Origin of the sequence: Salinivibrio sp. VGrn1 (genome assembly GCF_009377995.1) — a bacterium.
In the GTDB taxonomy this organism is placed as follows: Bacteria; Pseudomonadota; Gammaproteobacteria; order Enterobacterales; family Vibrionaceae; genus Salinivibrio; species Salinivibrio siamensis.
On the sequence record NZ_SATA01000005.1, the window covers coordinates 57,694 to 80,224 of the forward strand.

At 52.6% G+C, this 22,531-nt stretch carries 24 protein-coding genes; 20 read left to right on the top strand and 4 right to left on the bottom strand.

Annotated elements, in window-relative coordinates; translation table 11 throughout:
• The 7 genes from ftsE to EHW56_RS09205 all read left to right on the top strand — a co-directional run bounded on the left by ftsE (window position 1) and on the right by EHW56_RS09205 (window position 6,589).
• Entirely contained in the window at window positions 1-669 is a 669-nt protein-coding gene (ftsE, locus tag EHW56_RS09175) for a cell division ATP-binding protein FtsE (protein WP_046074629.1), read from the top strand.
• Window positions 662-1,600, top strand: a complete 939-nt coding sequence (ftsX, locus tag EHW56_RS09180) for a permease-like cell division protein FtsX (RefSeq protein ID WP_152799634.1) — start codon at window positions 662-664, stop codon at window positions 1,598-1,600. Before ftsE ends, ftsX begins: the two co-directional genes overlap by 8 nt.
• 133 nt (window positions 1,601-1,733) lie before the next feature.
• Window positions 1,734-2,585 (top strand): RNA polymerase sigma factor RpoH, encoded by an 852-nt coding sequence (gene rpoH / locus EHW56_RS09185; RefSeq protein ID WP_370517153.1) that lies wholly within the window; start codon window positions 1,734-1,736, stop codon window positions 2,583-2,585.
• A 319-nt stretch (window positions 2,586-2,904) separates the two neighbouring features.
• Window positions 2,905-3,240 (top strand): thiosulfate sulfurtransferase GlpE, encoded by a 336-nt coding sequence (gene glpE / locus EHW56_RS09190; protein ID WP_077638726.1) that lies wholly within the window; start codon window positions 2,905-2,907, stop codon window positions 3,238-3,240.
• A 23-nt stretch (window positions 3,241-3,263) separates the two neighbouring features.
• Window positions 3,264-4,100, top strand: coding sequence for a rhomboid family intramembrane serine protease GlpG (gene glpG, locus EHW56_RS09195; protein ID WP_152799630.1), 837 nt, complete (start codon window positions 3,264-3,266; stop codon window positions 4,098-4,100).
• 245 nt (window positions 4,101-4,345) lie between these two features.
• The gene (gene glpT, locus EHW56_RS09200) at window positions 4,346-5,707 is read left to right on the top strand and encodes a glycerol-3-phosphate transporter (RefSeq protein ID WP_046074634.1); all 1,362 of its coding nucleotides are present in this window, start codon (window positions 4,346-4,348) and stop codon (window positions 5,705-5,707) included.
• 87 nt (window positions 5,708-5,794) lie between these two features.
• Complete coding sequence (locus tag EHW56_RS09205; RefSeq protein WP_077638730.1) at window positions 5,795-6,589, top strand: DeoR/GlpR family transcriptional regulator; 795 nt, start codon at window positions 5,795-5,797, stop codon at window positions 6,587-6,589.
• On the opposite strand, the gene EHW56_RS09210 is transcribed toward EHW56_RS09205, so the two are convergent.
• Entirely contained in the window at window positions 6,590-7,006 is a 417-nt protein-coding gene (locus tag EHW56_RS09210) for a flagellar basal body-associated protein FliL (RefSeq protein ID WP_046074635.1), read from the bottom strand.
• Between the two features lie 157 nt (window positions 7,007-7,163).
• On the opposite strand from EHW56_RS09210, the gene EHW56_RS09215 reads away from it, so the two are divergent.
• Both EHW56_RS09215 and ubiA read left to right on the top strand, forming a co-directional pair.
• A complete protein-coding gene (locus EHW56_RS09215; protein WP_152799628.1) occupies window positions 7,164-7,706 on the top strand; it encodes a chorismate lyase in 543 nt (180 codons plus the stop codon).
• The gene (gene ubiA / locus EHW56_RS09220) at window positions 7,703-8,557 is read left to right on the top strand and encodes a 4-hydroxybenzoate octaprenyltransferase (RefSeq protein ID WP_069361981.1); all 855 of its coding nucleotides are present in this window, start codon (window positions 7,703-7,705) and stop codon (window positions 8,555-8,557) included. Before EHW56_RS09215 ends, ubiA begins: the two co-directional genes overlap by 4 nt.
• Window positions 8,558-8,644: 87 nt before the next feature.
• Here the strand turns inward: ubiA and plsB are convergent, their stop codons facing one another.
• A complete protein-coding gene (plsB, locus tag EHW56_RS09225) occupies window positions 8,645-11,095 on the bottom strand; it encodes a glycerol-3-phosphate 1-O-acyltransferase PlsB (protein ID WP_077522062.1) in 2,451 nt (816 codons plus the stop codon).
• Between the two features lie 213 nt (window positions 11,096-11,308).
• On the opposite strand from plsB, the gene lexA reads away from it, so the two are divergent.
• From lexA to EHW56_RS09255, 6 genes are all read left to right on the top strand, one after another.
• Window positions 11,309-11,935, top strand: coding sequence for a transcriptional repressor LexA (gene lexA, locus EHW56_RS09230; protein WP_152799626.1), 627 nt, complete (start codon window positions 11,309-11,311; stop codon window positions 11,933-11,935).
• A 120-nt stretch (window positions 11,936-12,055) separates the two neighbouring features.
• A complete protein-coding gene (locus tag EHW56_RS09235; protein WP_321166655.1) occupies window positions 12,056-12,850 on the top strand; it encodes a class I SAM-dependent methyltransferase in 795 nt (264 codons plus the stop codon).
• Between the two features lie 308 nt (window positions 12,851-13,158).
• On the top strand, window positions 13,159-14,274 hold the full coding sequence (gene coxB, locus EHW56_RS09240) for a cytochrome c oxidase subunit II (RefSeq protein ID WP_069361978.1): 1,116 nt from the start codon (window positions 13,159-13,161) through the stop codon (window positions 14,272-14,274).
• A 9-nt stretch (window positions 14,275-14,283) separates the two neighbouring features.
• Window positions 14,284-15,885: a cytochrome c oxidase subunit I gene (ctaD, locus tag EHW56_RS09245; RefSeq protein ID WP_069361977.1), complete on the top strand. Its 1,602-nt coding sequence runs from the start codon at window positions 14,284-14,286 to the stop codon at window positions 15,883-15,885.
• Entirely contained in the window at window positions 15,875-16,402 is a 528-nt protein-coding gene (locus EHW56_RS09250) for a cytochrome c oxidase assembly protein (RefSeq protein WP_069361976.1), read from the top strand. The genes ctaD and EHW56_RS09250 overlap by 11 nt, the downstream gene beginning before the upstream one ends.
• 10 nt (window positions 16,403-16,412) lie before the next feature.
• The gene (locus tag EHW56_RS09255) at window positions 16,413-17,279 is read left to right on the top strand and encodes a cytochrome c oxidase subunit 3 (RefSeq protein ID WP_077456799.1); all 867 of its coding nucleotides are present in this window, start codon (window positions 16,413-16,415) and stop codon (window positions 17,277-17,279) included.
• A gap of 1 nt (window position 17,280) precedes the next feature.
• On the opposite strand, the gene EHW56_RS09260 is transcribed toward EHW56_RS09255, so the two are convergent.
• Window positions 17,281-17,487: a DUF2909 family protein gene (locus tag EHW56_RS09260; protein WP_069361974.1), complete on the bottom strand. Its 207-nt coding sequence runs from the start codon at window positions 17,485-17,487 to the stop codon at window positions 17,281-17,283.
• Between the two features lie 45 nt (window positions 17,488-17,532).
• Between EHW56_RS09260 and EHW56_RS09265 the strand changes: the two genes are divergently transcribed.
• The 4 genes from EHW56_RS09265 to cyoE are packed head-to-tail and all read left to right on the top strand — an operon-like array spanning window position 17,533 to window position 20,660.
• Window positions 17,533-18,240, top strand: a complete 708-nt coding sequence (locus tag EHW56_RS09265) for an SURF1 family protein (RefSeq protein ID WP_172970014.1) — start codon at window positions 17,533-17,535, stop codon at window positions 18,238-18,240.
• Window positions 18,237-18,758 (top strand): hypothetical protein, encoded by a 522-nt coding sequence (locus tag EHW56_RS09270; protein WP_077485945.1) that lies wholly within the window; start codon window positions 18,237-18,239, stop codon window positions 18,756-18,758. Before EHW56_RS09265 ends, EHW56_RS09270 begins: the two co-directional genes overlap by 4 nt.
• A gap of 2 nt (window positions 18,759-18,760) precedes the next feature.
• On the top strand, window positions 18,761-19,783 hold the full coding sequence (locus tag EHW56_RS09275; protein ID WP_152799621.1) for a heme A synthase: 1,023 nt from the start codon (window positions 18,761-18,763) through the stop codon (window positions 19,781-19,783).
• On the top strand, window positions 19,758-20,660 hold the full coding sequence (cyoE, locus tag EHW56_RS09280) for a heme o synthase (RefSeq protein WP_152799619.1): 903 nt from the start codon (window positions 19,758-19,760) through the stop codon (window positions 20,658-20,660). The genes EHW56_RS09275 and cyoE overlap by 26 nt, the downstream gene beginning before the upstream one ends.
• A 4-nt stretch (window positions 20,661-20,664) precedes the next feature.
• Here cyoE and EHW56_RS09285 read toward each other — a convergent pair whose 3' ends face one another.
• Entirely contained in the window at window positions 20,665-20,913 is a 249-nt protein-coding gene (locus tag EHW56_RS09285; RefSeq protein WP_152799617.1) for a DUF3862 domain-containing protein, read from the bottom strand.
• 218 nt (window positions 20,914-21,131) lie between these two features.
• Here EHW56_RS09285 and dinF point away from each other — a divergent pair, with 218 nt between their 5' ends.
• On the top strand, window positions 21,132-22,472 hold the full coding sequence (gene dinF / locus EHW56_RS09290; RefSeq protein WP_152799615.1) for an MATE family efflux transporter DinF: 1,341 nt from the start codon (window positions 21,132-21,134) through the stop codon (window positions 22,470-22,472).
• Window positions 22,473-22,531 lie beyond the last annotated feature (59 nt).

Here is a 22,531-nt window from a genome sequence, read left to right on the forward strand (position 1 = left end):
GTGATTCAGTTTCAGCAGGTAAGCAAAGCCTATCGGGGCGGTCGTCAGGCGCTGCAAAAAGTCAGCTTTGAGCTTCCCAAAGGGGATATGGCGTTGTTAACCGGCCATTCTGGCGCCGGGAAAAGTACGCTGCTGAAACTGATCTGCGCCATTGAACGTCCCAGTGATGGGCAGATTTACTTCAATGGCCATGATATTTCCCGCATTCCGCGCCAAGACATTCCGTTTCTACGGCGCCATTTAGGGATTATTTTTCAGGATCATAACCTGCTGATGGACGCGACTGTCTACGAGAATGTGGCGTTACCGCTGCGAATTGAGCAGCAGCCAGAGGGTGAAATCAAAAAACGCGTGTCTGCGGCATTAGATAAAGTGGGGCTGTTGGATAAAGCGCGTTGTTTCCCGATTCAATTATCAGGGGGCGAACAGCAGCGCGTTGGGATTGCTCGGGCGGTGGTGAATCGCCCACAAGTCCTGTTGGCGGACGAGCCAACGGGGAATCTCGATGCCGCTTTGTCAGCGCAGATTATGGAGCTGTTTCGCCTGTTCAACCAAGTGGGCGTGACCATTCTTATGGCGACCCATGACACCAGCTTGCTTGAGCAGTACCGCCACCTTAGGCGGTTTGATCTCCAGCAAGGCAGTTTGGCGGAGGTCAGTCATGGCTGAATCTTTTATGCAGACGCAAAAACGTCATGCCTCTACTGCTTGGCGGGATCTGTTTCAACGCCCGATGGGGAATCTACTCACCTTGATGGTGTTAGCGGTTGCACTTTCCTTACCCGCGACCTTCTACTTATTGGCCAAGAATGTGGTGGCAGTGAGCGCGCAGTGGCATAGCCCAGCAGAGCTCAATGTGTTCTTAACCCCCGAGCAATCGTCGCAGCAAGGTGAAGCACTGGCTAAGCAGCTGAGGGAGTGGCCCGCCATTGATAGCATTGAATACATCTCGCCTGACCAAGGTATGGCGTCGCTAAAACAGCAGCGAGGCTTTAATCAAGCGGTGAGCTTGTTAGATAATAATCCACTGCCTGCTGTGTTGGTGGTGGTGCCTGACGTGACCCCCGCAGATGGAGAAGACGCCATCTCTTTGACCGCGCGTGTGGAAGCCTTGTCCGACAAGCTTTCGGCACTGGCTGAAGTCGAGGAAGTGCGGTTAGATACTGATTGGCTGGCACGGTTGGACGCGATCAAAACACTGGCCATTACGCTTGCTTGGCTTTTTTCCGGGTTGATGTTGGCAGCTGTCGTGCTACTTGTGGGGAATACCTTGCGGTTGCAGGTACTCCATCATCGTGCACGGATCCAAGTGATGAAAATGGTAGGAGCCACCGACCGTTTTATCTTACGGCCTTATCTTTATATGGGCGCATGGTTGGGCGGACTGGCGGCGATAGTCGCGTGGTTACTCACCGGATTAAACACCTGGTTGATGGATGGGGCGGTGCGGCAATTTGCACAGCTTTATGACAGTCCCTTTACCCTTAGCGGACTCAATTGGGATGAATCTTTGCTATTGTTAATGGGCTCAATCCTACTAGGAGTGTTGGCGGCGTTGCTGGCGACGCGCCGACATTTAAAAGAAATTGAACCTGTGTAGGGTTAATACGGTCATAGACTCACAACAGACAGATAAAGGCTTGCAGTTTGCCCCTGCTTGGGTATATTTTTGCATGCTTAATCAGCAATTCGGTCTTCGACGATTCGGAAACGAGGTTTGAATGACAAAAGAGATGAACGCATTGGCACCGATTGTTCAAGATAACATCGACGGTTATCTGCAAGCGGTAAACAGCCACCCTATGCTCAGCGCTGAAGAGGAGCATTCGCTGGCCGAGCGTCTCCATTATCATGGTGATTTGGAGGCGGCGAAGTCGCTGATCCTATCTCACTTGCGTTTTGTTGTTCATATCGCCCGCGGATACACCGGATACGGTCTCCCGATGGCAGACTTGGTACAAGAAGGCAACATTGGTTTGATGAAGGCGGTGAAGCGCTTCAACCCAGAAGTTGGCGTGCGCCTCGTGTCCTTTGCTGTCCATTGGATCAAAGCTGAAATTCACGAGTACGTATTGCGTAACTGGCGTATCGTTAAAGTGGCAACCACCAAAGCGCAGCGTAAGCTTTTCTTTAACTTGCGTAAAAACAAAAAGCGCTTGGGTTGGTTTAATAACGACGAAGTGAATATGGTCGCAGAGCAACTCGGCGTGGAAGCGTCTGAGGTGCGCGAAATGGAAGCTCGGTTGGCCGCACAGGATGCGACTTTTGAAGCGCCGGCGAATGCCGACGATGAGCGCGAAAGCGGTCCAATGGCCCCTGTCTATTATCTGGAGGACAAAACCTCAGATATTGCCGCGTCGCTAGAGGCGGAAAACTGGGAGTCGCACGCAAACCGCCGATTGGCCAGTGCGCTATCCGCATTGGATGAGCGCAGTCAACATATTGTCCGTTCTCGTTGGTTAGACGACAACAAAGCCACGTTGCAAGATCTCGCGGATCATTATCACGTGTCGGCGGAGCGGATCCGTCAGCTTGAGAAGAACGCGATGAAAAAGCTTAAACAAGCAATGGGTGATGCGCTGTAAGATCGTCTTCGATCAAAGCTGAACCGGCCATGAGGCCGGTTTTTTTATGCCTGTTGTCAGGGAAAAAGAAAAGTGTTGAAGAGGTTATTCACAGCTTATCCTGGATCCTTACTACATCTAGTGGATCCGGTATGACGATCATCGCTTATCAACGCAATCCACACCTTTTTCCACAGTCGGCTAAAAAACGAACACTGTTGGCGGGGGGAAGCAGACGTGTGAGATCAAACTCAGGTACAATGCGGACTTGTTTCGAGGAGCACGTTATCCTCGTGTGACGTCAGCTGGGAATAACTTTGTGAGTGAAGGGGTAAAAGGTATGGATCAGTTTGCACACATCTCTGTGACCGATGCGTGGGAAATGCTGCGTGATGATCAGCAAAATGCAGTATTAGTGGATATTCGCGATCCACAAACGTTTCAGGTTGCGCACCCTCAAGATGCGTATCACCTAACGAACGATACCTTGGTGGCGTTTATGGATCAGGTTGACTTTGATCAGCCGGTGCTGGTGATGTGTTATCACGGGATCAGCAGCCAAGGCGCGGCGCAGTACTTGATCAATCAAGGCTTCGATGCGGTATATAGTGTCGATGGCGGGTTTGAAGCCTGGCAACGTCAAGCCCTTCCCACCGCGTCGGGTATCGATATTTAATAGGGGCCTCAATAGGACAGCTCATGCAAAAAATCGCGGTACTGCCAAATGCGCGCTTGGCTCAGGCGTTTGTCGATTATGCGGCAGCGCATCACGTCACTCTTGAACTCGCCCCTGAGCCGGAAACGCAGGTGGCAATTTGGTTGGTGAACGACAACGATAAAGCCTGGGTGGATAGCGAGCTGGAGCGGTTTATCGCTGACCCCATGCATAGCCGTTATCAAGCGGCGTCTTGGCAGGTGGCAGAAACCCGCCATGCCCGTTTTCACTACCCCTCTTCAGGGTTATGGCAAACGGTCAAAGATAAGTCTGGTCCGGTGACCTTGGCGGTGATGTGCGCCAGTGTGGTGTTGTTTGCGTTGATGACGCTGGGCGGGTTTGAGGTTGTCGTACGCAGCTTACTGTTTCCGGCTGATAGTGGTCAGCGCTGGCAGCTGTGGCGTCTATTCAGCCATGCGCTCCTGCATTTTTCCGCTTTGCATATTATCTTCAACTTACTCTGGTGGTGGGTGCTTGGTGGTCGCATCGAGCGCCTCGGCAGTAGCAGTAAGCTGGTTCAAATCTTTTTATTTGCCGCGCTTTTCTCGGGACTCGGTCAGTATTGGTTGGAAGGGCCTTACTTTGGTGGTCTCTCGGGCGTGGTTTACGCGCTGTTAGGCTATTTATGGTGGATGACTTGGCTGGCGCCATCGCGTGGCCTCACGGTCGAAAAGCCATATGTTGTCTTTATGCTGGCGTGGTTGGTGATTGGCTTTTTCCAGCCGATGGGCATGAACATCGCCAATATGGCGCATTTATTTGGTCTGATCATTGGCTGTTTGCTGGCGCTTTGGGATGCAAAACGCCATTCAACGGGCTGAAAGGGGTCTACACGTGGTGGGTTTATCCGCCGTTGATAGAAAAAAGAGCAGGTAACTGCTCTTTTTTTGTTCGTAAGCGCAATTTTATTGCGTCAGATCTATGTTTTTATGTTCGCTTTCACGGTTTTTGTTTTCAGTTTGAGTAATTATTCTACCCGTTGAGCGAATACGAAAATTTATTGCTCACTTCTTTGATTTTTATCCTTTTATAAATCCATCGCGTACATCTTACTGAGGACCCTCTCATGTTTGGAATCTTCCGTCCGGCTGCTCACCGGCAAAGATTGCCTCAAGCGCAGATCGGTGACACCTACACTCGACTGCGCTGGCAACTGTTTATCGGGATTTTTATCGGCTATGCCGGCTACTATCTCGTGCGTAAAAACTTTAGCTTGGCCATGCCGTATTTGATTGATGAATATGGCTTTAGCCGTGGTGATTTGGGGGTAGCGCTCGCCGCTGTGTCCATCGCTTACGGCTTATCAAAATTCTTAATGGGCAGTGTCTCTGATCGCTCAAACCCACGTTATTTCCTAAGTGCTGGGCTGCTAATGTCATCGTTGGTGATGTTCAGCTTTGGTTTCCTTCCTTGGACAACCAGCAGCATTACCATCATGTTTATCCTGCTGTTTATCAATGGTTGGGTGCAAGGTATGGGCTGGCCTGCCTGTGGGCGCACCATGGTGCACTGGTGGTCACGGAAAGAGCGTGGTGAGCTGGTGTCGGTTTGGAACGTGGCGCATAACGTCGGGGGTGGCTTAATTGGGCCGCTATTCTTGCTCGGCTTGTGGCTGTTTAATGATGACTGGCGTGCGTCTTTTTATGTACCTGCATTTTTTGCCGCATTGGTCGCGGTGTTTATCTGGTTAACGCTACGTGACACCCCACAATCGTGTGGCTTGCCACCGATTGAGGAGTATAAAGACGATTATCCAGAGAACTATGACGAGGAAGCGTTTGAAAAAGAGATGACCGCCAAAGATATCTTCGTTACCTACGTGATGAAGAACCGTTTGCTGTGGTATATCGCGATTGCCAATGCCTTTGTCTATTTGATTCGCTATGGCGTACTCGATTGGGCACCGGTTTATCTTGATGAAGCGAAAGGCTTTACCGTGGATAAATCCTCTTGGGCCTACTTCCTCTATGAATGGGCGGGGATCCCAGGCACCTTATTATGTGGCTGGATGTCTGATAAATTCTTCAAAGGGGCGCGAGCACCTGCCGGTGTGTTGTTTATGGTGCTGGTGACCGTGGCAGTGTTGGTGTACTGGTTTAACCCAGCCGGCAACCCGGGTATCGATATGGTAGCGTTGGTGGCGATTGGTTTCTTGATTTACGGGCCGGTGATGCTGATTGGCCTGTATGCATTGGAGCTGGCACCGAAAAAAGCGGCGGGCACCGCGGCCGGCCTGACCGGTTTATTCGGCTATCTGGGTGGCGCGGTTGTCGCGAACATTGCGCTTGGCTATACCGTCGACCACTTTGGCTGGGATGGTGGCTTTATGCTGCTCACCGGCGGGTGTGGGTTGGCTATCTTCTTCCTGTGTTTGGCATGGGTCGGGGAGCATCGTGTGCGTCGTGACACAGCTGTGCACGCTGTCTAAGTGATCTGTCTTGGCATCGCCTAGTGGCTATGCGTAAACTAGGAAGCCCTCGTGATCGCGGGGGCTTTTTTTGTAAGGGGAGAAGCAGTGAAGCAAAACAAACGTCATCAGCAAATCATTGATCTGGTTAAGTCACAAGGATACGTGAGCACGGAAGACTTGGTTGAGCGCTTCAATGTCAGCCCGCAAACGATTCGACGCGATCTCAATGAATTGGCGGCAGAGAACCACATTCGTCGTCATCATGGTGGCGCGACGGTGCCGTCCAGCTCAGAAAATACCGCGTATGCGACCCGTAAGGTGCTTCAGCAGCAAGAAAAAGACACCATCGCACAGGCCTTGGTCAAACATATTCCTGATGGGGCGACCTTGTTTATCGATATTGGTACCACACCCGAAGCGGTGGCACGTGCGCTACTAGACCATCATAACCTGCGCGTGGTGACCAACAACTTGAATGCGGCCGCGATCTTAATGCCAAAGCAGGACTTTACGGTGATTATTGCGGGCGGCGAGGTACGGAATCGCGATGGGGGGATTGTCGGTGAGGCAACGCTCGACTTTGTCTCTCAGTTTCGGCTCGACTTTGGCATTCTTGGCATCAGTGGTATTGATGATGATGGCTCATTACTCGACTTTGACTACCATGAAGTGCGCGTCAAAAAAGCCATTCTTGATAACAGTCGTTGTGTGATGCTGGCAGCAGACCATACCAAGTTTGGCCGCAATGCTATGGTGAATTTGGGCAATATAACCCAGCTGGATATGGTCTTTACTGACGCAACGCCACCAGCTCAGATCCGTGACATGCTGAGTGCACAGGGAAGCCACCTTGAGGTGATTAGCCACCCTGAGCCCGCCGCTAACGTCACGGCTGAGTGATTATTGATATAAGTATTTTGTGAATAACAGGTCGGTGAGCATGCGGCGATTGGTTTCGGCGAGTAGGTGCTCGTTGACTTTCTCTAAACAGGTTTTGCGAATCGTTTCTCGGCCAGACAACGACTTTATCTGGGTGGCGGTTTGCTGGTTTAGGGTTTCAATAATCACATCGCGGATCAGGGGAGAGTGATACTCCAGCTCACTGACGAGTTTGGGGTTATCGACCATCAACTCGACTTTCACCTTGATAAAACCTAATCGACGGCCTTCGGTGACATAGTTGGTGGTAATCTCAGGCTCTAAGGAAAAGTAACTGTATTTGGGGTTACCCTCACCCTCTTCTTGTGCATGGACGGCGGCACTAAGCCAGAACAACACGCTCAGTACGACCATTAATAGGGGTTGTTTTTTACTCATAGTGACCCAGTTATTCCGTTCATGGTGTGACAGGGATAGGCTGAGCGCATTCTCCAAACGCAACCAGCCTGATACAATTACCAGCCGAGTATAGCAACATTGTCCCCCTCTTAGCGGTAAGGACAGGCGAATTTTGCGCGATGTGGCACAGGAAACAATGTCGGAATTAAATCATACCTATTTAGAAGCGCTGCAAACGGCACGCTGGGAGCGACCAGATATTGCGGCGCTAAAGCGCACCGCAGAAGGCAGTTGGTTACTCGAATCACATTCGATGACAGCAAGGTTGAAGCAGCACTGTCATGACTTTGACGTGGATGTGATTGCCGTTTATCAATTAACCCCAGACAAACTGACTGACAGCGAAGTGGCGCTGATTGGCCAAGAGGCTTGTGTGGTGCGTGAAGTGGTATTAAAAGGCGATGGACTTCCTTGGTTGTGCGCGCGTACCTTGATGCCGGCCTCCACCTTAGAAGGACAAGGGGGACACTTGCATGCCTTGGGAACAGAGCCATTAGGCCAACATGTCTTTAAGCAGCGCGCCTCTCGCCGCGATGCGATTGAAACCGCCAATGTGGCGTGTCTGTCGCATCAGTTACATGCGCGTCGCTCTCGCCTTTGGCTTCACAATCGGCCAATGTTAGTGGCGGAGCTGTTTTTGCCAGACTCACCTGTGTATGGAAAGGAGATCCCGGCATGAGCGCAAAACTGGCGGCCTTTGGACAGTTAGCACGTTTAGACCGACCTATTGGCACCTTACTGCTGTTATGGCCCACTCTATGGGCTTTGTTTTTAGCCGCGGAGGGTCTACCGCCACTATCAACTTTAGCGGTCTTTGTGCTCGGTGTGTATATGATGCGCGCTGCAGGTTGCGTGATTAATGACTATGCAGATCGCCACGTCGATGGCCATGTTAAGCGTACTAAAGACAGGCCGTTACCGGCCGGACGGATCAACGAAAAAGAGGCCATTGGCTTTTTTATTGCGTTGGTATTGGGCGCTTTTTTGTTGGTGCTCACTCAAAACCGTTTGACCATTCAACTCTCTTTTGTTGGCGTTGCGCTGGCGTTTATTTATCCTTTTATGAAGCGCTACACTCATCTGCCCCAGTTAGTGTTAGGGCTGGCGTTTAGTTGGGCGATCCCGATGGCGTTTGCGGCGGCGCAAAATGCGCTGCCCCCCGTAGTTTGGCTGTTGTTTCTGGCTAACATTTGTTGGACCATCGCTTACGACACCTTGTATGCCATGGTCGACAGAGACGATGACGTTAAAATTGGCATCAAATCGACCGCTATTTTATTTGGCCGCTGGGATAAAGCGGCAGTGGGTGGCTTGCAATTATTCACCTTGGGGCTGCTGATGCTCGCTGGGCAGTGGTTAGCGCTGTCGCCAGCCTATCAGTGGAGCTTATTGGCCGCTTTTGCCTTGTTTGTTTATCAGCAATACCTTGCCAGAGAGCGCGAGCGAATGGCGTGCTTTAAAGCCTTTTTGAACAATAACTATGTCGGCCTAGTGATTTTTATTGGTGTATTGCTGGGTGTGTACGGTTAGCCCAGTTTGAAAAGAAAGATAAGAAAGGCGCTTCTTGGTAAAGCGCCTTTTTTTGATCAGGGCTGATTGGTGAACGGGCGGTTTCGCTTAGCTTTTGTCCGTCTTGTGCGTACCTAGTGGCTGATTAAGCACCGCTTGAATGGTCAATTGCACTTCCGGTGAAATTAACCCACACACCAGATCGTTGAGTGCGGCGATACGCTCGGCATTGGCTTTGGCATCATCATCTAAATAGCCTTGCTCACGGAGCGTATCGACGAAGGTGCTAAATACGCCTTTGTCAAAAAACTCAGGTGCATTAATACCGTGTAAGCGGCTCAGACGCTGTGCCAGCATTTGACTGTGTTTTTCCAAATCGCGCTTATCAATGTGTGGCTGGTGGCTGAATAAGGTGAGCGTAATCGCGTAGCGCTGCAGCGTTTCGGCAATGGTACGGCCAAGTAATTGCAGCTCACCGAGCTTGGCATTATTCATGGTCACTTTGCCATCGTCACAACACAGCAGCGACTGATCGTGCATCGCATGTAGCAAGGCATCGAAATAGCTTTCGAGTCCCGCGTCATCAAAACTCATAAAAAGTTCTGCTTTGAGCAAGGGATACAGCTGCTGTACGCAGGCGCGTAAGCCCGATTGGCTAATCGATTTGTGGGTCACTAATATTTGCGCGATCAGCGATGGCAGCGCCACCAGATGAATCACATTGTTGCGATAGTAGGTCATCAAGATCGCTTGCTGGCGATCAAGCGAAATGACTTCACCCATAGTGTCTTTTTCGACCACCAATTTGTTGAGTGATAACGCGTGATCGACCAAATCCGCCGGTGATGCTTGAGGCACACTGCTGCTTGGCGAGTAAGGCGCTTGCGTTAATAAAGCCTTATACACACCCAGTTGTGTTTCCAGTGCTTCACGGCTTAAGGCGCGCTGGCGCGAGGCGAGCAATGCAGTGGCACATAAGTTGAGGGCATTCGTGGCCGCCGCATCGTTAATGTGGGTCATCACCTTGGTGGCCAAATCGCTGACGACTGGGTTCATCCACGCCGGCTTTTGTGGCTCGATGGGATTGACGTAGTCGTGCCAATCAGGGACTTGTTCATTAAGGTGCTGATTGAGGGCAATGGGCTCGCCAAAGTTAACGTAACCGAGGCCATAATTACGCAGTTTGCGCACAATACCAAGCACCTGGCCAAAGCTTTCTTTCTCTTTGCGTTGACCTTGGAGCTCTTTGGCGTAGGTGTTGACCTCCATGACGTGCTCGTAGCCGATATAGACAGGCACCAAGGTAATGGGACGTTGTTGACCGCGCAGCATGGCTTGCAAGGTCATGGCGAGCATGCCTGTTTTTGCTGGCAGTAAGCGGCCTGTGCGAGAGCGGCCACCTTCGGCAAAGTATTCCACCGAGTAACCTCGGGCAAATAACTCGGCCAAGTACTCGCGGAAAACGGTGGAATACAGGCGGTTGCCCTTAAAGCTGCGGCGAATAAAGAAGGCACCACCACGACGGAAAAGCGGCCCAGCGGGGAAGAAGTTGAGGTTCACGCCAGCGGCAATATGCGGTGGCACCAACCCTTCTTTGTACAGCACATACGACAGCAATAAGTAGTCCATGTGTGAGCGGTGGCAGGGCACATAAACGATTTCATGACCGTCTTGTGCTAACTGACGTACTCGTTCGGCATTATTGACGTTGATGCCTTGATAGAGCTTGTTCCAAAGCCAGGTAAGAATGCGGTCACTGTAACGGATCAAGCGATAGGAAAAGTTAGCGGCGATCTCTTCCATCATATCGACCGCTTCTTTACGGACTTTCTCGACCGAAACGTCACGGCTTTGCGCTTCGTCGTGGACGACTTTGTCGATGGCCTTTGATGCCAGCAGGCGTTTGAATAGCAGAGCGCGATTAGGCAAACGAGGGCCTGAAGCCGCGAGTTTTTGCCGCGAGAAGTGGATCATCGCCACCCGCGCCAATTTATGGGCGATGGCTTGGTCGGTGCCGTGCTTGTCGGCCATGTAGCGCAGCGACACCGCTTGGCTAAGTCGCACCATGCCATCACGGCCACGGGTAAGAATGGTCCACAGCTTCTCGGGGCCATTCATCGCGCGCAGAATGGCTTGATGGCGCTGGGTCTCATTGCCCGGATCGCGCTGCCAAAGCACCGAGGCAGGCACAAGTTGAATATCTAACTCGCTGTCTTGCCGGTGTAAGTGGAGTAAGTCTTTAAAATGCGCGAGCGAGCGCGCAGGCAGATCGTCATCACCGGAAAACACCTTGCGTCCGTGACTAATAAACACGTAGCGCGGCAAGGTGACATCGCCAATGGTCAAGGGCGTTAACGGATCGGGAAGCCCTTGACGCAGACAGGTACGCCGTAAGGTTAATAAATCCGAATGAGACCGAAACGGCAACACATACACGATGGGCCGTGCGAGTGACAGATTAAGCTGTTCGACCGGTTCAGAGGGAATGCATTGGGTTTTTACCCAGGCAGAAAGCGGCAAATTCAATAGCTTGTAATAAATCTTTTGCCAGAGCGCCATGATTGTCAGTGCCTCAAATTCAAAATCCGCGCCAAGGATAGCAGAAAAGTGCCGCGAACTTGCAAACAAAGGTCGAGATTGACCGCGCTGCTGCGCGTCATCGGCGGCGTTCACGAGAATGAGATCCGCTTCTCGTGGGCATAATTAGTGCTTTTCAAGCTGCAGTTTACTGGATATACTCACAGTTAACTGTATAAAAAGACAGGTAAGAGCATGAAGCCGTTAACCGCGAGACAGCAACAGATCTTCGATTTGATTAAAGCACACATTGAAGAGACAGGAATGCCCCCCACCCGCGCCGAGATCGCCCGTCAATTGGGGTTTCGTTCGGCGAATGCCGCTGAGGAGCATTTAAAAGCCTTGGCCCGAAAAGGGGTACTGGAGATTATCCCAGGCGCCTCGCGTGGTATTCGTTTGATCAGTGAAGAAGAAGTGGTGACGCCGGAAGAGCAAGGGCTGCCCTTAATTGGTCGTGTCGCCGCCGGGGAGCCGATACTGGCGCAAGAGCACGTGGAAAGCCACTATCAGGTTGATCCTGCGCTATTCAAGCCTAATGCTGACTTCCTGCTTCGTGTGAATGGCATGAGCATGAAAGACATTGGTATCCTCGATGGTGATTTGCTCGCCGTCCACAAAACGCAAGATGTGCACAACGGCCAAGTGGTGGTTGCCCGTGTTGATGACGATGTGACGGTCAAACGGCTTGAGAAAAAAGGCGCACAAGTGGTCCTTCATGCTGAAAACGATGAGTTTATGCCTATTTCGGTGGACTTAGCCGCCCAGTCGCTGACGATTGAAGGCGTCGCTGTGGGGGTGATCCGTAATACCGACTGGATGTGATCCTGGCCTGGGCGGGCGAGAGCGTCCGCCATTAAAGCGCGGTTAAAAAAACACCTTTGCATTCTTGCTAAGTTAAACGATAATTATTATCATCAGTGATTATCGTGTGTGGAGGTGTCCGTGCGTACTCAACAGCATTCTGTTCCCAGTAAGCTATTTAAGCCAATGTGGCTGCGCAGTCGTGAGAGCCTGACTGACGACGGGGTGATCTATGATCCTATGGCTGCCGCGGCCTGTCAGGGGTGCGTGTTGCAGCCCGAATGCGATTGGCGCAACCTCGATCAAACCCAGCTGCTTTATGCCACACTCACTAGCCAATGTGATGCTATCGTCAAACAGTTTTTGGCCCAGCATCCCACTGCGTGGATTATTAACGTGGGTGGCGGATTAGATACCCGCTTTTATCGATTGGATAACGGCCGCTGTCGCTGGTTGGAAGTGGACGTGGACGAAACCCTGCTCTGGCGTGAGCGCCTCTTTCATACCAGTGAGCGGTTTCGGATGGTGCAAGGCTCGGTCAAGCAGCTTGACTGGTTGGCGCAGTTGGCGGTGCCGGCCGGTCACCCGACGATGCTGATTTGCGATCAAGCCTTGTTAGAATGCACTAACCAAGACATTTCTGCTTTTTGCCACCATATTAGCCGTTATTTCCCCCAACTTGAGGCTTGCTTGGTCTTGGCGGGGGACAAATGTCATACTCGCATGGGCCAAAAGCTCGGCTGTGAGCGCTACCAACACGGGTTCACCGACCCCAGAATGGCGATTATTAATGCGTTACCTTGGGCGTGTCGCGTGGAAGAAAAATCCCCGCTCGATAAGCCGTGTCCGCGTTGGCGACTGTGGCAGCGTGCGCTGGCGGCGATGCCGCGTTACCGTCTGCGTTTTACCCCGGTGGTTCTGCACCTAGAACTGTAGTGCGGCGTGGTTCGCCGCCTGCCGCGCCTGCGTGATGTATCAGTATGTGCTTGGCATCACGATCTTTTTCTGCTGTTTTTTTGTCCTTTAGGCAAACCTCTCCTAAATTGAATGTAAATAAAACGTTAATGAATGTGACCGGCTGTATCGCGTTTTTTCCTTAACGACGGCTTGCTGATATCGCCACTCTGACTGCTATCACGGCGTGAGACGTTGGTATGTGGCCATAGGCAGCGAGGCTTTGCATTGATGCCGTGAGGCAGGAGGGAGCCGTGCTGAGGCACCAACGACGAATCCTAGCATTGGGAATGGCTTTGCTCAGTGGCCCAGCGCTGGCCGCCGAGCGTGAAGGCTGGAACCTCACCCAAGGGGTGACGGCCATCAGTCAGCAGGTGTATGACCTGCATATGACCATCTTTTACATCTGCGTGGCGATTGGCGTGCTGGTATTCGGGGTGATGTTTTGGGCCATCATCCGCCACCGCAAATCCAAAGGCGCAAAGCCTGCCTCGTTTCATGAAAGCACCAAAGTAGAAATTGCGTGGACGCTCGTGCCGTTTTTGATTTTGGTGGGCATGGCAATTCCGGCCACCCAGGTGTTACTTGATATGGAAGATACCAGCGAGCCGGCACTCACGGTGCAGGTAACGGGCTCACAATGGAAGTGGCATTACCGCTATTTTGACCATGACGTTGCCTTCTTTTCACTGCTTGCCTCAAGTCCTGAACAAATCCGCAATGAGAGACAAAAGCGGGACACCTATTTGCTCGAGGTCGACCAGCCGCTGGTGTTGCCAGTTGGGCGTAAGGTGCGATTTTTGATTACTTCGCAAGATGTGATTCATTCGTGGTGGGTGCCTGCCTTTGCGGTGAAAAAAGATGCTAACCCCGGCTTTATCAATGAGGCGTGGACCAAAATTGATAAGCCCGGCATTTATCGCGGCCAATGTGCAGAGCTGTGCGGGAAAGACCACGGCTTTATGCCGATTGTGGTGATCGCCAAGCCCCAAGCGGAATTTGATGCTTGGGTGCAAGAAACCGCCTTAGCACAGCAAAAAGCGCGTGAAGAAGAGCAACGCTTGCTGGACATGGAAATGCCGATGGATGAGCTGATGGCGCTCGGCAAACAAGTGTATGACAGTCGTTGTGGCATGTGTCACCAAAGCGAAGGGCAAGGGATGCCGGGCGTGTTCCCCGCGTTGGCCGGCGCTGAGATTGCTACTCAACCGGATAGATTGGTCGACCATATCGATATTGTCGTCAACGGTAAAGCGGGCACTGCCATGCAAGCGTTTGGCCCGCAATTGTCGCTCAAAGAATTGGCAGCGGTGGTGACCTATGAGCGTAATGCGTGGGGCAATGACACTGGTGAGACCGTACAAGCTGCGCAAATTAACGCGGTGAAGTCAGGTGAAGATCTTTAGGAGCGCGTGATGACAGATACTACCCCAGATAACCTGCATGACGATCATCACCACAAACCACGTGGGATCATGCGTTGGGTGTTGACCACCAACCACAAAGACATTGGCTCCATGTACCTGATTTTCAGCTTCACCATGTTTTTACTGGGTGGGGCAATGGCGATGGTGATCCGCGCCGAGCTTTTCCAGCCCGGGCTACAATTGGTTGAGCCTAACTTTTTCAACCAAATGACCACAGTGCATGGCCTGATCATGGTGTTTGGCGCGGTGATGCCCGCGTTTACCGGTTTGGCTAACTGGATGGTGCCGATGATGATTGGGGCGCCGGACATGGCGCTGCCACGGATGAATAACTGGAGCTTTTGGATCCTGCCGTTCGCATTCTTGCTACTCATTGGATCCTTGTTTATGGAAGGCGGCGGCCCTAACTTTGGCTGGACGTTTTACGCGCCGCTGTCGACCACCTATAGCCCAGACAGTACCGGCTTGTTTGTCTTCGCTCTGCATATCATGGGGATCAGCTCGATCATGGGCGCCATCAATGTGATTGTCACCATCACCAATATGCGTGCGCCGGGCATGACCTACATGAAAATGCCGCTGTTTGTCTGGACGTGGCTGATCACCGCCTTTTTGCTCATTGCAGTGATGCCGGTATTGGCTGGCGCGGCCACCATGGTGCTTACCGATAAGTACTTTGGTACCAGCTTTTTCGATGCCGCGGGGGGCGGCGATCCAGTTTTGTTTCAGCATATTTTCTGGTTCTTTGGTCACCCCGAGGTCTACATCATGATTTTGCCAAGCTTTGGCATTATCTCGGCCATTGTCCCTGCGTTTTCACGCAAGCGCCTGTTCGGTTATAGCTCGATGGTGTATGCCACCGCCTCGATTGCGGGGTTGAGCTTTTTGGTGTGGGCGCACCATATGTTCACCACCGGGATGCCGGTGTTTGCCGAATTATTTTTCATGTTCTGCACCATGCTGATATCGGTGCCCACTGGGGTGAAGGTCTTTAACTGGGTGGCGACCATGTGGCGGGGATCCTTGACCTTTGAAGTGCCCATGTTGTTTGCGATTGCCTTTATTGTCTTGTTCACCATCGGTGGGTTTTCGGGCTTGATGCTGGCGATCACGCCGGTCGATTTTCAGTATCACGACACCTATTTTGTGGTGGCGCATTTCCACTATGTGCTGGTTTCGGGGGCGGTGTTCTCGATTATGGCCGCCGCTTACTACTGGCTCCCCAAGTGGACGGGTCATATGTTTAATGAAACCTTGGCCAAGTGGCACTTTTGGTGTTCGGTGATTTCGGTGAATGTGCTTTTCTTCCCCATGCACTTTCTGGGACTGGCGGGGATGCCACGCCGGATCCCTGATTATGCCCTGCAGTTTGCCGATGTGAATGCGATTGTCAGTATCGGTGGCTTTGCCTTTGGTTTATCGCAACTCATCTTCTTGGTGGTGGTGATTCAATGCGCACGGGGTGGCGCACCAGCGGCCGCTAAACCGTGGGAAGGTGCCGAAGGGCTGGAGTGGACTGTACCTTCACCGGCACCGTATCACACCTTTGAGACACCGCCTGATCTCAAGGAGGTGCGAGATGGCCACTAAATCAACCCGCTCCGCTCGCCGATTACTGCTACTCGCAGTGGTGATGTTTGGCTTTGCCTTTGCCTTAGTGCCTTTGTATGACGTGTTCTGTGAGGTGACGGGGATTAATGGTAAAACCGATACCGAGGCGGCCGCATCCAGCGCAGGCATTGACCAAGACCGCTTGGTGACCATTGAGTTTATCGCCTATATCAACCCCGGCATGCGTTGGACGTTTGAGCCCCAAGTCAACCAGATGCAAGTGCACCCTGGTGCGACTCACACGATTAATTATCTCGCAACCAATAACGCGCGCTACGACACCATTGGCCAAGCCGTGCCTTCGGTCTCGCCGGGTCTAGCGGCGCAGTACTTGAACAAAATTGAATGTTTTTGCTTTAACCGTCAGCCATTGCCACGTGGGGAGGATGCCTCTTTACCGCTGATCTTTTACGTGGATCCTGAGTTGCCGGATGACATTAACCACTTAACGCTGGCTTACACCTTGTTTGATGTGACCGCCAGCGCCGAGGAATAAGGAGGCGCTCATGGCGACGCCTGAACGTTATTATGTCCCAGCGGCGAGTATTTGGCCGATTGTCGGTGCCGTGGCGCTGTTTTTAATCGCTGCTGGCGCGGGGGCGACCGTGGGTGGTTTATTTGGTGGCAGTGGCCCTTGGCTGTTGCTGGCAGGCACCGTGCTTATTTTGATTATGCTCACCGGCTGGTTTCGCGACGTGATCCGCGAATCCATGCAAGGGCTGTACTCGGCGCAAATGGACCGCTCTTTTCGCCAAGGAATGAGCTGGTTTATTTTCTCTGAGGTGATGTTTTTTGGTGCCTTCTTCGGCGCGCTCTTTTATGCCCGTTTTATCGCTGTCCCTTGGCTCGGTGGTGCGAGCAATAACGCGATGACCGCGGCGGTGTTGTGGCCGGATTTTGTCGCTCAGTGGCCACTTACGTTGACCCCGGGCGGAATTGAAACCACTGCGATGCCGGCAATGGGACTGCCCTTGCTTAACACACTTATCCTACTGACCTCATCGGTCACGCTCCATATTGCCCATACCGCGATTGAAAAAAATCAGCGCGAGCGACTGAAAGGCTTTTTACTGGTCACGGTATTGCTTGGGGCGCTGTTTATGTTCTTTCAAGGTGAAGAGTATGTGCACGCCTATCAAGAAATGAATCTGCGTCTCGATTCCGGGGTGTATGGCAACACCTTTTATTTATTAACTGGCTTTCATGGCCTACACGTTACATTAGGTACCATCATGCTGTTGGTGGTGTGGCTGCGTGTGATGCGGGGGCATTTTAGCCCTGAGCATCACTTTGGCTTTCAAGCTAGCGCCTGGTATTGGCACTTTGTCGATGTGGTCTGGCTATGCTTGTTTGTCTTTGTGTATATCTTGTAGCTCAGTAAGGACGTGGGTTAGGGGCTATCCAGCCCATGGAGAGCGCAATCAGCAATAATACGAAGACAACCACGGAAAACAGCACACGCCGACCGAGATAACGCGATAAAGGCACGGAACTATCGCCTTTTAGGAGTACCGGCAAGGCACGAAAGAGATTAAACAGAATAAAAACCAGTAAACAAATCAGAATAGCTTTGACCAACATAAGCGCTCCTTAGCGCAATAGGTAATCATGAAACAAGGACGGCGAATGGGGTTTCTGATATTGACTGTGGTTGTGGTCTTGCTGCTCGTCAAGTTAAGCCATTGGCAATGGACGCGTGGCGAGCAAAAAGCCCAACATCTGGCACAGTTTGAGGCCAATCAAGCACCGGAATCGCTCTCAGGCTCGGTGCAAAAAGGGCAATACCTGGCGATTGATGGCCAGTTTCGTCCCGAGTTTGCCGTGTGGCTCGACAATCAGGCTCACCAAGGTCGCGTAGGCTACCGCCTTTTTCTTCCCTTCATTCCAAGCCAGCAGCCATCGCAATGGTGGCTAGTGGAGTTGGGCTGGATGGCCGCGCCTGCGCTGCGCCGCTTGCCACCCGTGCCAGAGTTGGCATCGCGCTACCAGCTGTCTGGTTTCGTTGACACACCGTCTAAGCGGGTGGTACTCAAAAAAGAAACGGCATCGCATGATTGGCCCGCTCGGAGGCAGCGCATTGACTTACAAGCCTTGAAGGCCCAATTGCCAACGCTGAATACGCAGTGGCTGATACGGACAGAAAAACTGGTGGATGTGACCACGCCGAGAACAGATGCCTTGGCGCAAGCTGGAGTGACGCCAGTGTGGCAGCCGGTGGTGATGCCGCCAGCAAAACATTATGGCTATGCTTTGCAATGGGCATTGATGGCGCTCGCGGTCAGTATTGGCGCAGGTATTTGGTGGTACAAAACAAAACAGAGGGAAGCGATGTGAAAGGACGCATGACGCTGGTGGCATTGATTGGCATTTTTGTCCTGCCCGTGGTGGTGGCGAAATTGGTGCTGGAGAAAAGCTGGTATGAAAAAGGGGTCACCAATTACGGACAGTTTCTCTCTGAGCCAGCGACCCTAAATTGGTTACCCGAACAAGGCCAGTGGCGGTTGATTTATCGGGTGCCAGAGCAATGTGATTCTGTGTGTGAACAAGCGCTGTTTCAGTTAACACAAATTCCCATTGCGGTGGGCAAAGAGCGAGACCGGGTCAGTAGCGTGGCACTGACGAGCACCGCCCAGAAAGCGCCGGAGGTACTGACACGGCAAACCCTGACGACGGAGCAGGCGCAGGCATGGCAGCAGCAAGCGTTTGATAAAAATACCATTTATCTTAGCGACCCGATGAACAATGTGGTGCTGGCCTATCCAGTCAGTGACGACAAAACGAAGTGGGTGGCGCAAGGCAAAGGCTTATTGCGCGATCTCAAACGGCTTCTCAAGTTGTCTAAGGTAGGCTGATTATGGCAACGCGTCGCTACCAACTCGCCGTCTTATCGACACTGATGCTGGCCGTGCTGGTGGTTGGACTCGGCGCGTATACCCGCCTGACTGAAGCGGGGCTGGGCTGCCCAGACTGGCCCGGCTGCTATGGCCATTTAGGAGTGCCGGCCAGTGACAGCGCGCAATCGGTCGCCATGTCGCGCTTCCCAGATGCGCCGCTCGATATCAATAAAGCGTGGAATGAAATGCTGCACCGCTACGTGGCCGGCACCCTAGGGCTGGCGATTTTTGCGTTGGCGGGGATTAGCTGGCGACGTCCTGACTATCAGGCGTTGCGACCGCTGACCACCTTGCTCAGTGTGGTGGTCATCGCGCAAGCCGCCCTAGGGATGTGGACGGTGACCCTAAGTTTAATGCCGGTGGTGGTAATGGCGCACTTACTCGGTGGTTTCACCACGGTATGCTTGCTGGTTTGGCTGGCGGTGGCAACAGGCGCGCTCCGATTGCCGGCAATTGCGGTGTCGTCTTCCGCACGTCGTGTGGGCACCTTGGCCTTGGTGGCGGTGATTATACAAATCGGACTCGGCGGCTGGACCTCCGCCAACTATGCCGCCACTGTATGCACTCAGCTTCCTATCTGTGAAAGCCCTTGGTGGCAGCTTTTCACCCCTTCCGCTTTTCATCCTGTCAGTCCTCTTAGCGATACCTATCAGTTTGGGGTGCTGAACCATGCCGAGCGGGTGACCATTCATGCCACGCACCGTCTGGGCGCCATGGTGGTCACCGCGTTAGTGCTCGCTTGGGTATGGGGGCTGTGGCGTGCTGGGGCGCGTGCGCTGGCAATGAGTGTCAGCGCCGTGTTGGCGATTCAAATTACGCTGGGCGTGACCAATGTGGTCGCGCTACTGCCGCTGAGTGTGGCGGTGGCGCATAACCTCGGTGGATTGTCGCTATTGGCCACATTGCTCCTCACCCGATTTTTATGTCTTTCAGCGTCGACCCGACAAGGAGCCCGTGATGGCACAGTTTCAACGTACCGCTAGTGTTTCGACACCTGCTGGCGCCAATTGGCGTGATTATTACGAGCTGACCAAACCGCGTGTGGTTGCCATGTTGCTTCTCACCGCGTTGGTGGGCATGTGTTTGGCAACCCCAGGTTGGCCACCTTGGGCGGCCGTGCTGGTGGGATTATTTGGCATTGGTGCGCAAGCCAGTGCGGCGGCGGTGTTTAATCACGTTATCGATTGGAAAATTGATACGAAAATGCAGCGCACTCGCCATCGTCCCGTTGCTGAGGGGCGAGTCAGTCAAGGTGCCGCGTTGGCCTTTGCCGTGGTGCTGATGGTGATGGGATTCATTGCCTGTTGGTGGCTGAACCCGCTTACCGCCTGGTTAACGTTTGCCAGCCTGGTCGGGTATGCGTTGGTGTATACCCAGTGGCTTAAACCTGCGACCCCGCAAAATATCGTGATTGGCGGTTTGGCCGGTGCGATGCCGCCATTGCTTGGCTGGACCGCGGTGACCGGAGAGATCCACGCGCACGCGCTGCTGTTGGTGATGATCATATTTACTTGGACGCCGCCTCACTTTTGGGCGTTAGCAATACATCGCCGCCATGACTATGCCAAAGCCGATGTGCCGATGCTGCCTGTCACTCACGGGGTAGGGTTTACCCAAACCATGGTCTTGCTTTACACCCTACTGCTGGTCATCGTGGGCATTTTACCTTGGCTGACCGGGATGAGTGGTTGGCTGTATCTGGTGGGGGCGACCACCTTAAATCTGGTCTTTGTCGGCTACGCTTGGCGACTGAAAACCCAGTCGCAAAAAGGCATCGCGTGGCAGACCTTTAAGTTCTCGATATGGCATATCTTCGCGACCTTTGTGGTGCTGCTTGCCGACCACGCGTTGCGCTATTGAGAGGCTACTTTAGCCCTTGCGCCGACAACACGGTGGCTTTGTCGGCGACAAACGAGACTTTGATATGTTTACCATCGCCGCCCCATACACAGTGTGTTAAGCCCATGGTGTCGTCGCATTGGCTAGGCTCGCCAATGTGGCTCACAACCACGTCATAGCTCATGCCGACTTCAAGTTGATCATAGTTTTGCTTGGTGACTTTCGAGCAGCTCGCGAGTAATACCACCAACACACAAGCAAAAAATACACGCATAACCCTTCCTTATTCATTCAGTGATGAGGGCAGTTGACGCAGTGTAACTGGCGCAGTGAGGCTGCCGCTCGTCGATGAGATTGCTGCAATGGTACACTGCTGCACCCATCAGGGCTACCCAAGGATGTGAGCGCTTGTCGATGCAATCATGTTCTTTATCAAAAATAGATTATGTCCCCCACTCAGTGTGGGTTCTTTAAGATTCAAAACGAGGCAGTATGTGGCAGTCTTTAACCCAGCGTGAGCTTCACTGGCGGGTCTTATCGCTGGCTTTACCCATGGTGATCTCCAATATCACTGTTCCCTTGCTAGGGTTAGTCGATGCTGCGGTGATCGGCCATTTAGACCATGCATGGTATTTAGGTGGTGTGGCGGTTGGCAGCACCATGATAAATGTCACCTTTTGGCTGTTGGGCTTTTTGCGTATGGCGACCACCGGGTTTACCGCGCAAGCCTATGGCGCCAATGATAACCGTGAGCTGGCGGCCACCTTTGTGCGTGGGGCGACCTTGGCGGGCCTGTTGGCTGCGCTATTAATCGCACTGCATGTGCCTATTTTAGAGGGGGTGATGCACGTTAGTGATGCCAGCGCTGAGGTGAAACATTACGCGAGCCAGTATTTCTCCATTCGGATCTTTAGTGCGCCGGCGACCTTGATGAACTTGGTGATCATGGGCTGGCTACTGGGGGCGCAAAATGCACGTCAGCCGATGTGGCTGCTGATTGTGGTTAATAGTGCCAATATTATCCTTGATTTGCTGTTTGTGGTGGGTCTCGATATGAAAGTCGAGGGGGCCGCGGCGGCGAGTGTGGTTGCCGATTATCTCGGCCTCATGCTGGGGCTCTATTTTGTTAAAGGCATCTGGCAATCTCGCCAGTTACCGACCGTTCGGTCGGTGTTTGAGCGCGGGCTGACTGGGATGAGCCGTTTGCTAAAGCTTAATCGAGACATCTTTTTGCGCAGCCTTAGTTTGCAGTTGGCGTTTACTTTTATGACCTTCCAAGGGGCTACGCTTGGTGACGAGATTGTGGCCGCCAATGCGGTATTGATGAGCTTTCTGATGCTGATTTCCTTTGCGATGGACGGCTTTGCTTATGCGATGGAGGCGATGGTGGGTAAAGCGGTTGGCGCGCAGAGTAAGTCTGCGTTGTTGGTGTCACTGATAGGCAGCACTTTTTGGTCGTTGGTGATTTGCTTGGCGATCACGCTGGCGTTTGGCGTGGCAGGCCATCACATCATTGCGCTGATTTCCGATATTGAGGCGGTGCGTGACCAAGCGGCACGCTATTTACCTTGGCTAGTAGCTATGCCTTTGGTGTCGATGTGGTGCTTTTTGCTCGACGGTATCTTTATCGGGGCCACGCGGGGTAAAGACATGCGCAATGGGATGTTTGTCGCCACTGCAGGTTTTTTTGCTGCCTGGTGGTTAGCGCAAGGGTGGGGCAATCACGCCCTGTGGTTAGCGATGCTTACTTTTATGGCGCTACGAGGGCTCAGTCTCGCGGTGTGCTTTGTTTACCATTGGCGACGAGACAGCTTTTTTGATGTCACCCACTGAGTCCTATCAACCAAAAAAACAGGCCAGTTGGCCTGTTTTTGCGATGGAGGGGACAGCGT

Coding starts and splice junctions, on each gene's coding strand:
- ftsX (WP_152799634.1), top strand. CDS start 662: ATGGCTGAATCTTTTATGCAGACGCAAAAACGTCATGCCTCTACTGCT.
- rpoH (WP_370517153.1), top strand. CDS start 1,734: ATGAACGCATTGGCACCGATTGTTCAAGATAACATCGACGGTTATCTG.
- glpE (WP_077638726.1), top strand. CDS start 2,905: ATGGATCAGTTTGCACACATCTCTGTGACCGATGCGTGGGAAATGCTG.
- glpG (WP_152799630.1), top strand. CDS start 3,264: ATGCAAAAAATCGCGGTACTGCCAAATGCGCGCTTGGCTCAGGCGTTT.
- glpT (WP_046074634.1), top strand. CDS start 4,346: ATGTTTGGAATCTTCCGTCCGGCTGCTCACCGGCAAAGATTGCCTCAA.
- EHW56_RS09210 (WP_046074635.1), bottom strand. CDS start 7,006: ATGAGTAAAAAACAACCCCTATTAATGGTCGTACTGAGCGTGTTGTTC.
- EHW56_RS09215 (WP_152799628.1), top strand. CDS start 7,164: ATGTCGGAATTAAATCATACCTATTTAGAAGCGCTGCAAACGGCACGC.
- ubiA (WP_069361981.1), top strand. CDS start 7,703: ATGAGCGCAAAACTGGCGGCCTTTGGACAGTTAGCACGTTTAGACCGA.
- plsB (WP_077522062.1), bottom strand. CDS start 11,095: ATGGCGCTCTGGCAAAAGATTTATTACAAGCTATTGAATTTGCCGCTT.
- lexA (WP_152799626.1), top strand. CDS start 11,309: ATGAAGCCGTTAACCGCGAGACAGCAACAGATCTTCGATTTGATTAAA.
- coxB (WP_069361978.1), top strand. CDS start 13,159: ATGGCTTTGCTCAGTGGCCCAGCGCTGGCCGCCGAGCGTGAAGGCTGG.
- ctaD (WP_069361977.1), top strand. CDS start 14,284: ATGACAGATACTACCCCAGATAACCTGCATGACGATCATCACCACAAA.
- EHW56_RS09250 (WP_069361976.1), top strand. CDS start 15,875: ATGGCCACTAAATCAACCCGCTCCGCTCGCCGATTACTGCTACTCGCA.
- EHW56_RS09255 (WP_077456799.1), top strand. CDS start 16,413: ATGGCGACGCCTGAACGTTATTATGTCCCAGCGGCGAGTATTTGGCCG.
- EHW56_RS09260 (WP_069361974.1), bottom strand. CDS start 17,487: ATGTTGGTCAAAGCTATTCTGATTTGTTTACTGGTTTTTATTCTGTTT.
- EHW56_RS09265 (WP_172970014.1), top strand. CDS start 17,533: ATGGGGTTTCTGATATTGACTGTGGTTGTGGTCTTGCTGCTCGTCAAG.
- EHW56_RS09275 (WP_152799621.1), top strand. CDS start 18,761: ATGGCAACGCGTCGCTACCAACTCGCCGTCTTATCGACACTGATGCTG.
- cyoE (WP_152799619.1), top strand. CDS start 19,758: ATGGCACAGTTTCAACGTACCGCTAGTGTTTCGACACCTGCTGGCGCC.
- EHW56_RS09285 (WP_152799617.1), bottom strand. CDS start 20,913: ATGCGTGTATTTTTTGCTTGTGTGTTGGTGGTATTACTCGCGAGCTGC.
- dinF (WP_152799615.1), top strand. CDS start 21,132: ATGTGGCAGTCTTTAACCCAGCGTGAGCTTCACTGGCGGGTCTTATCG.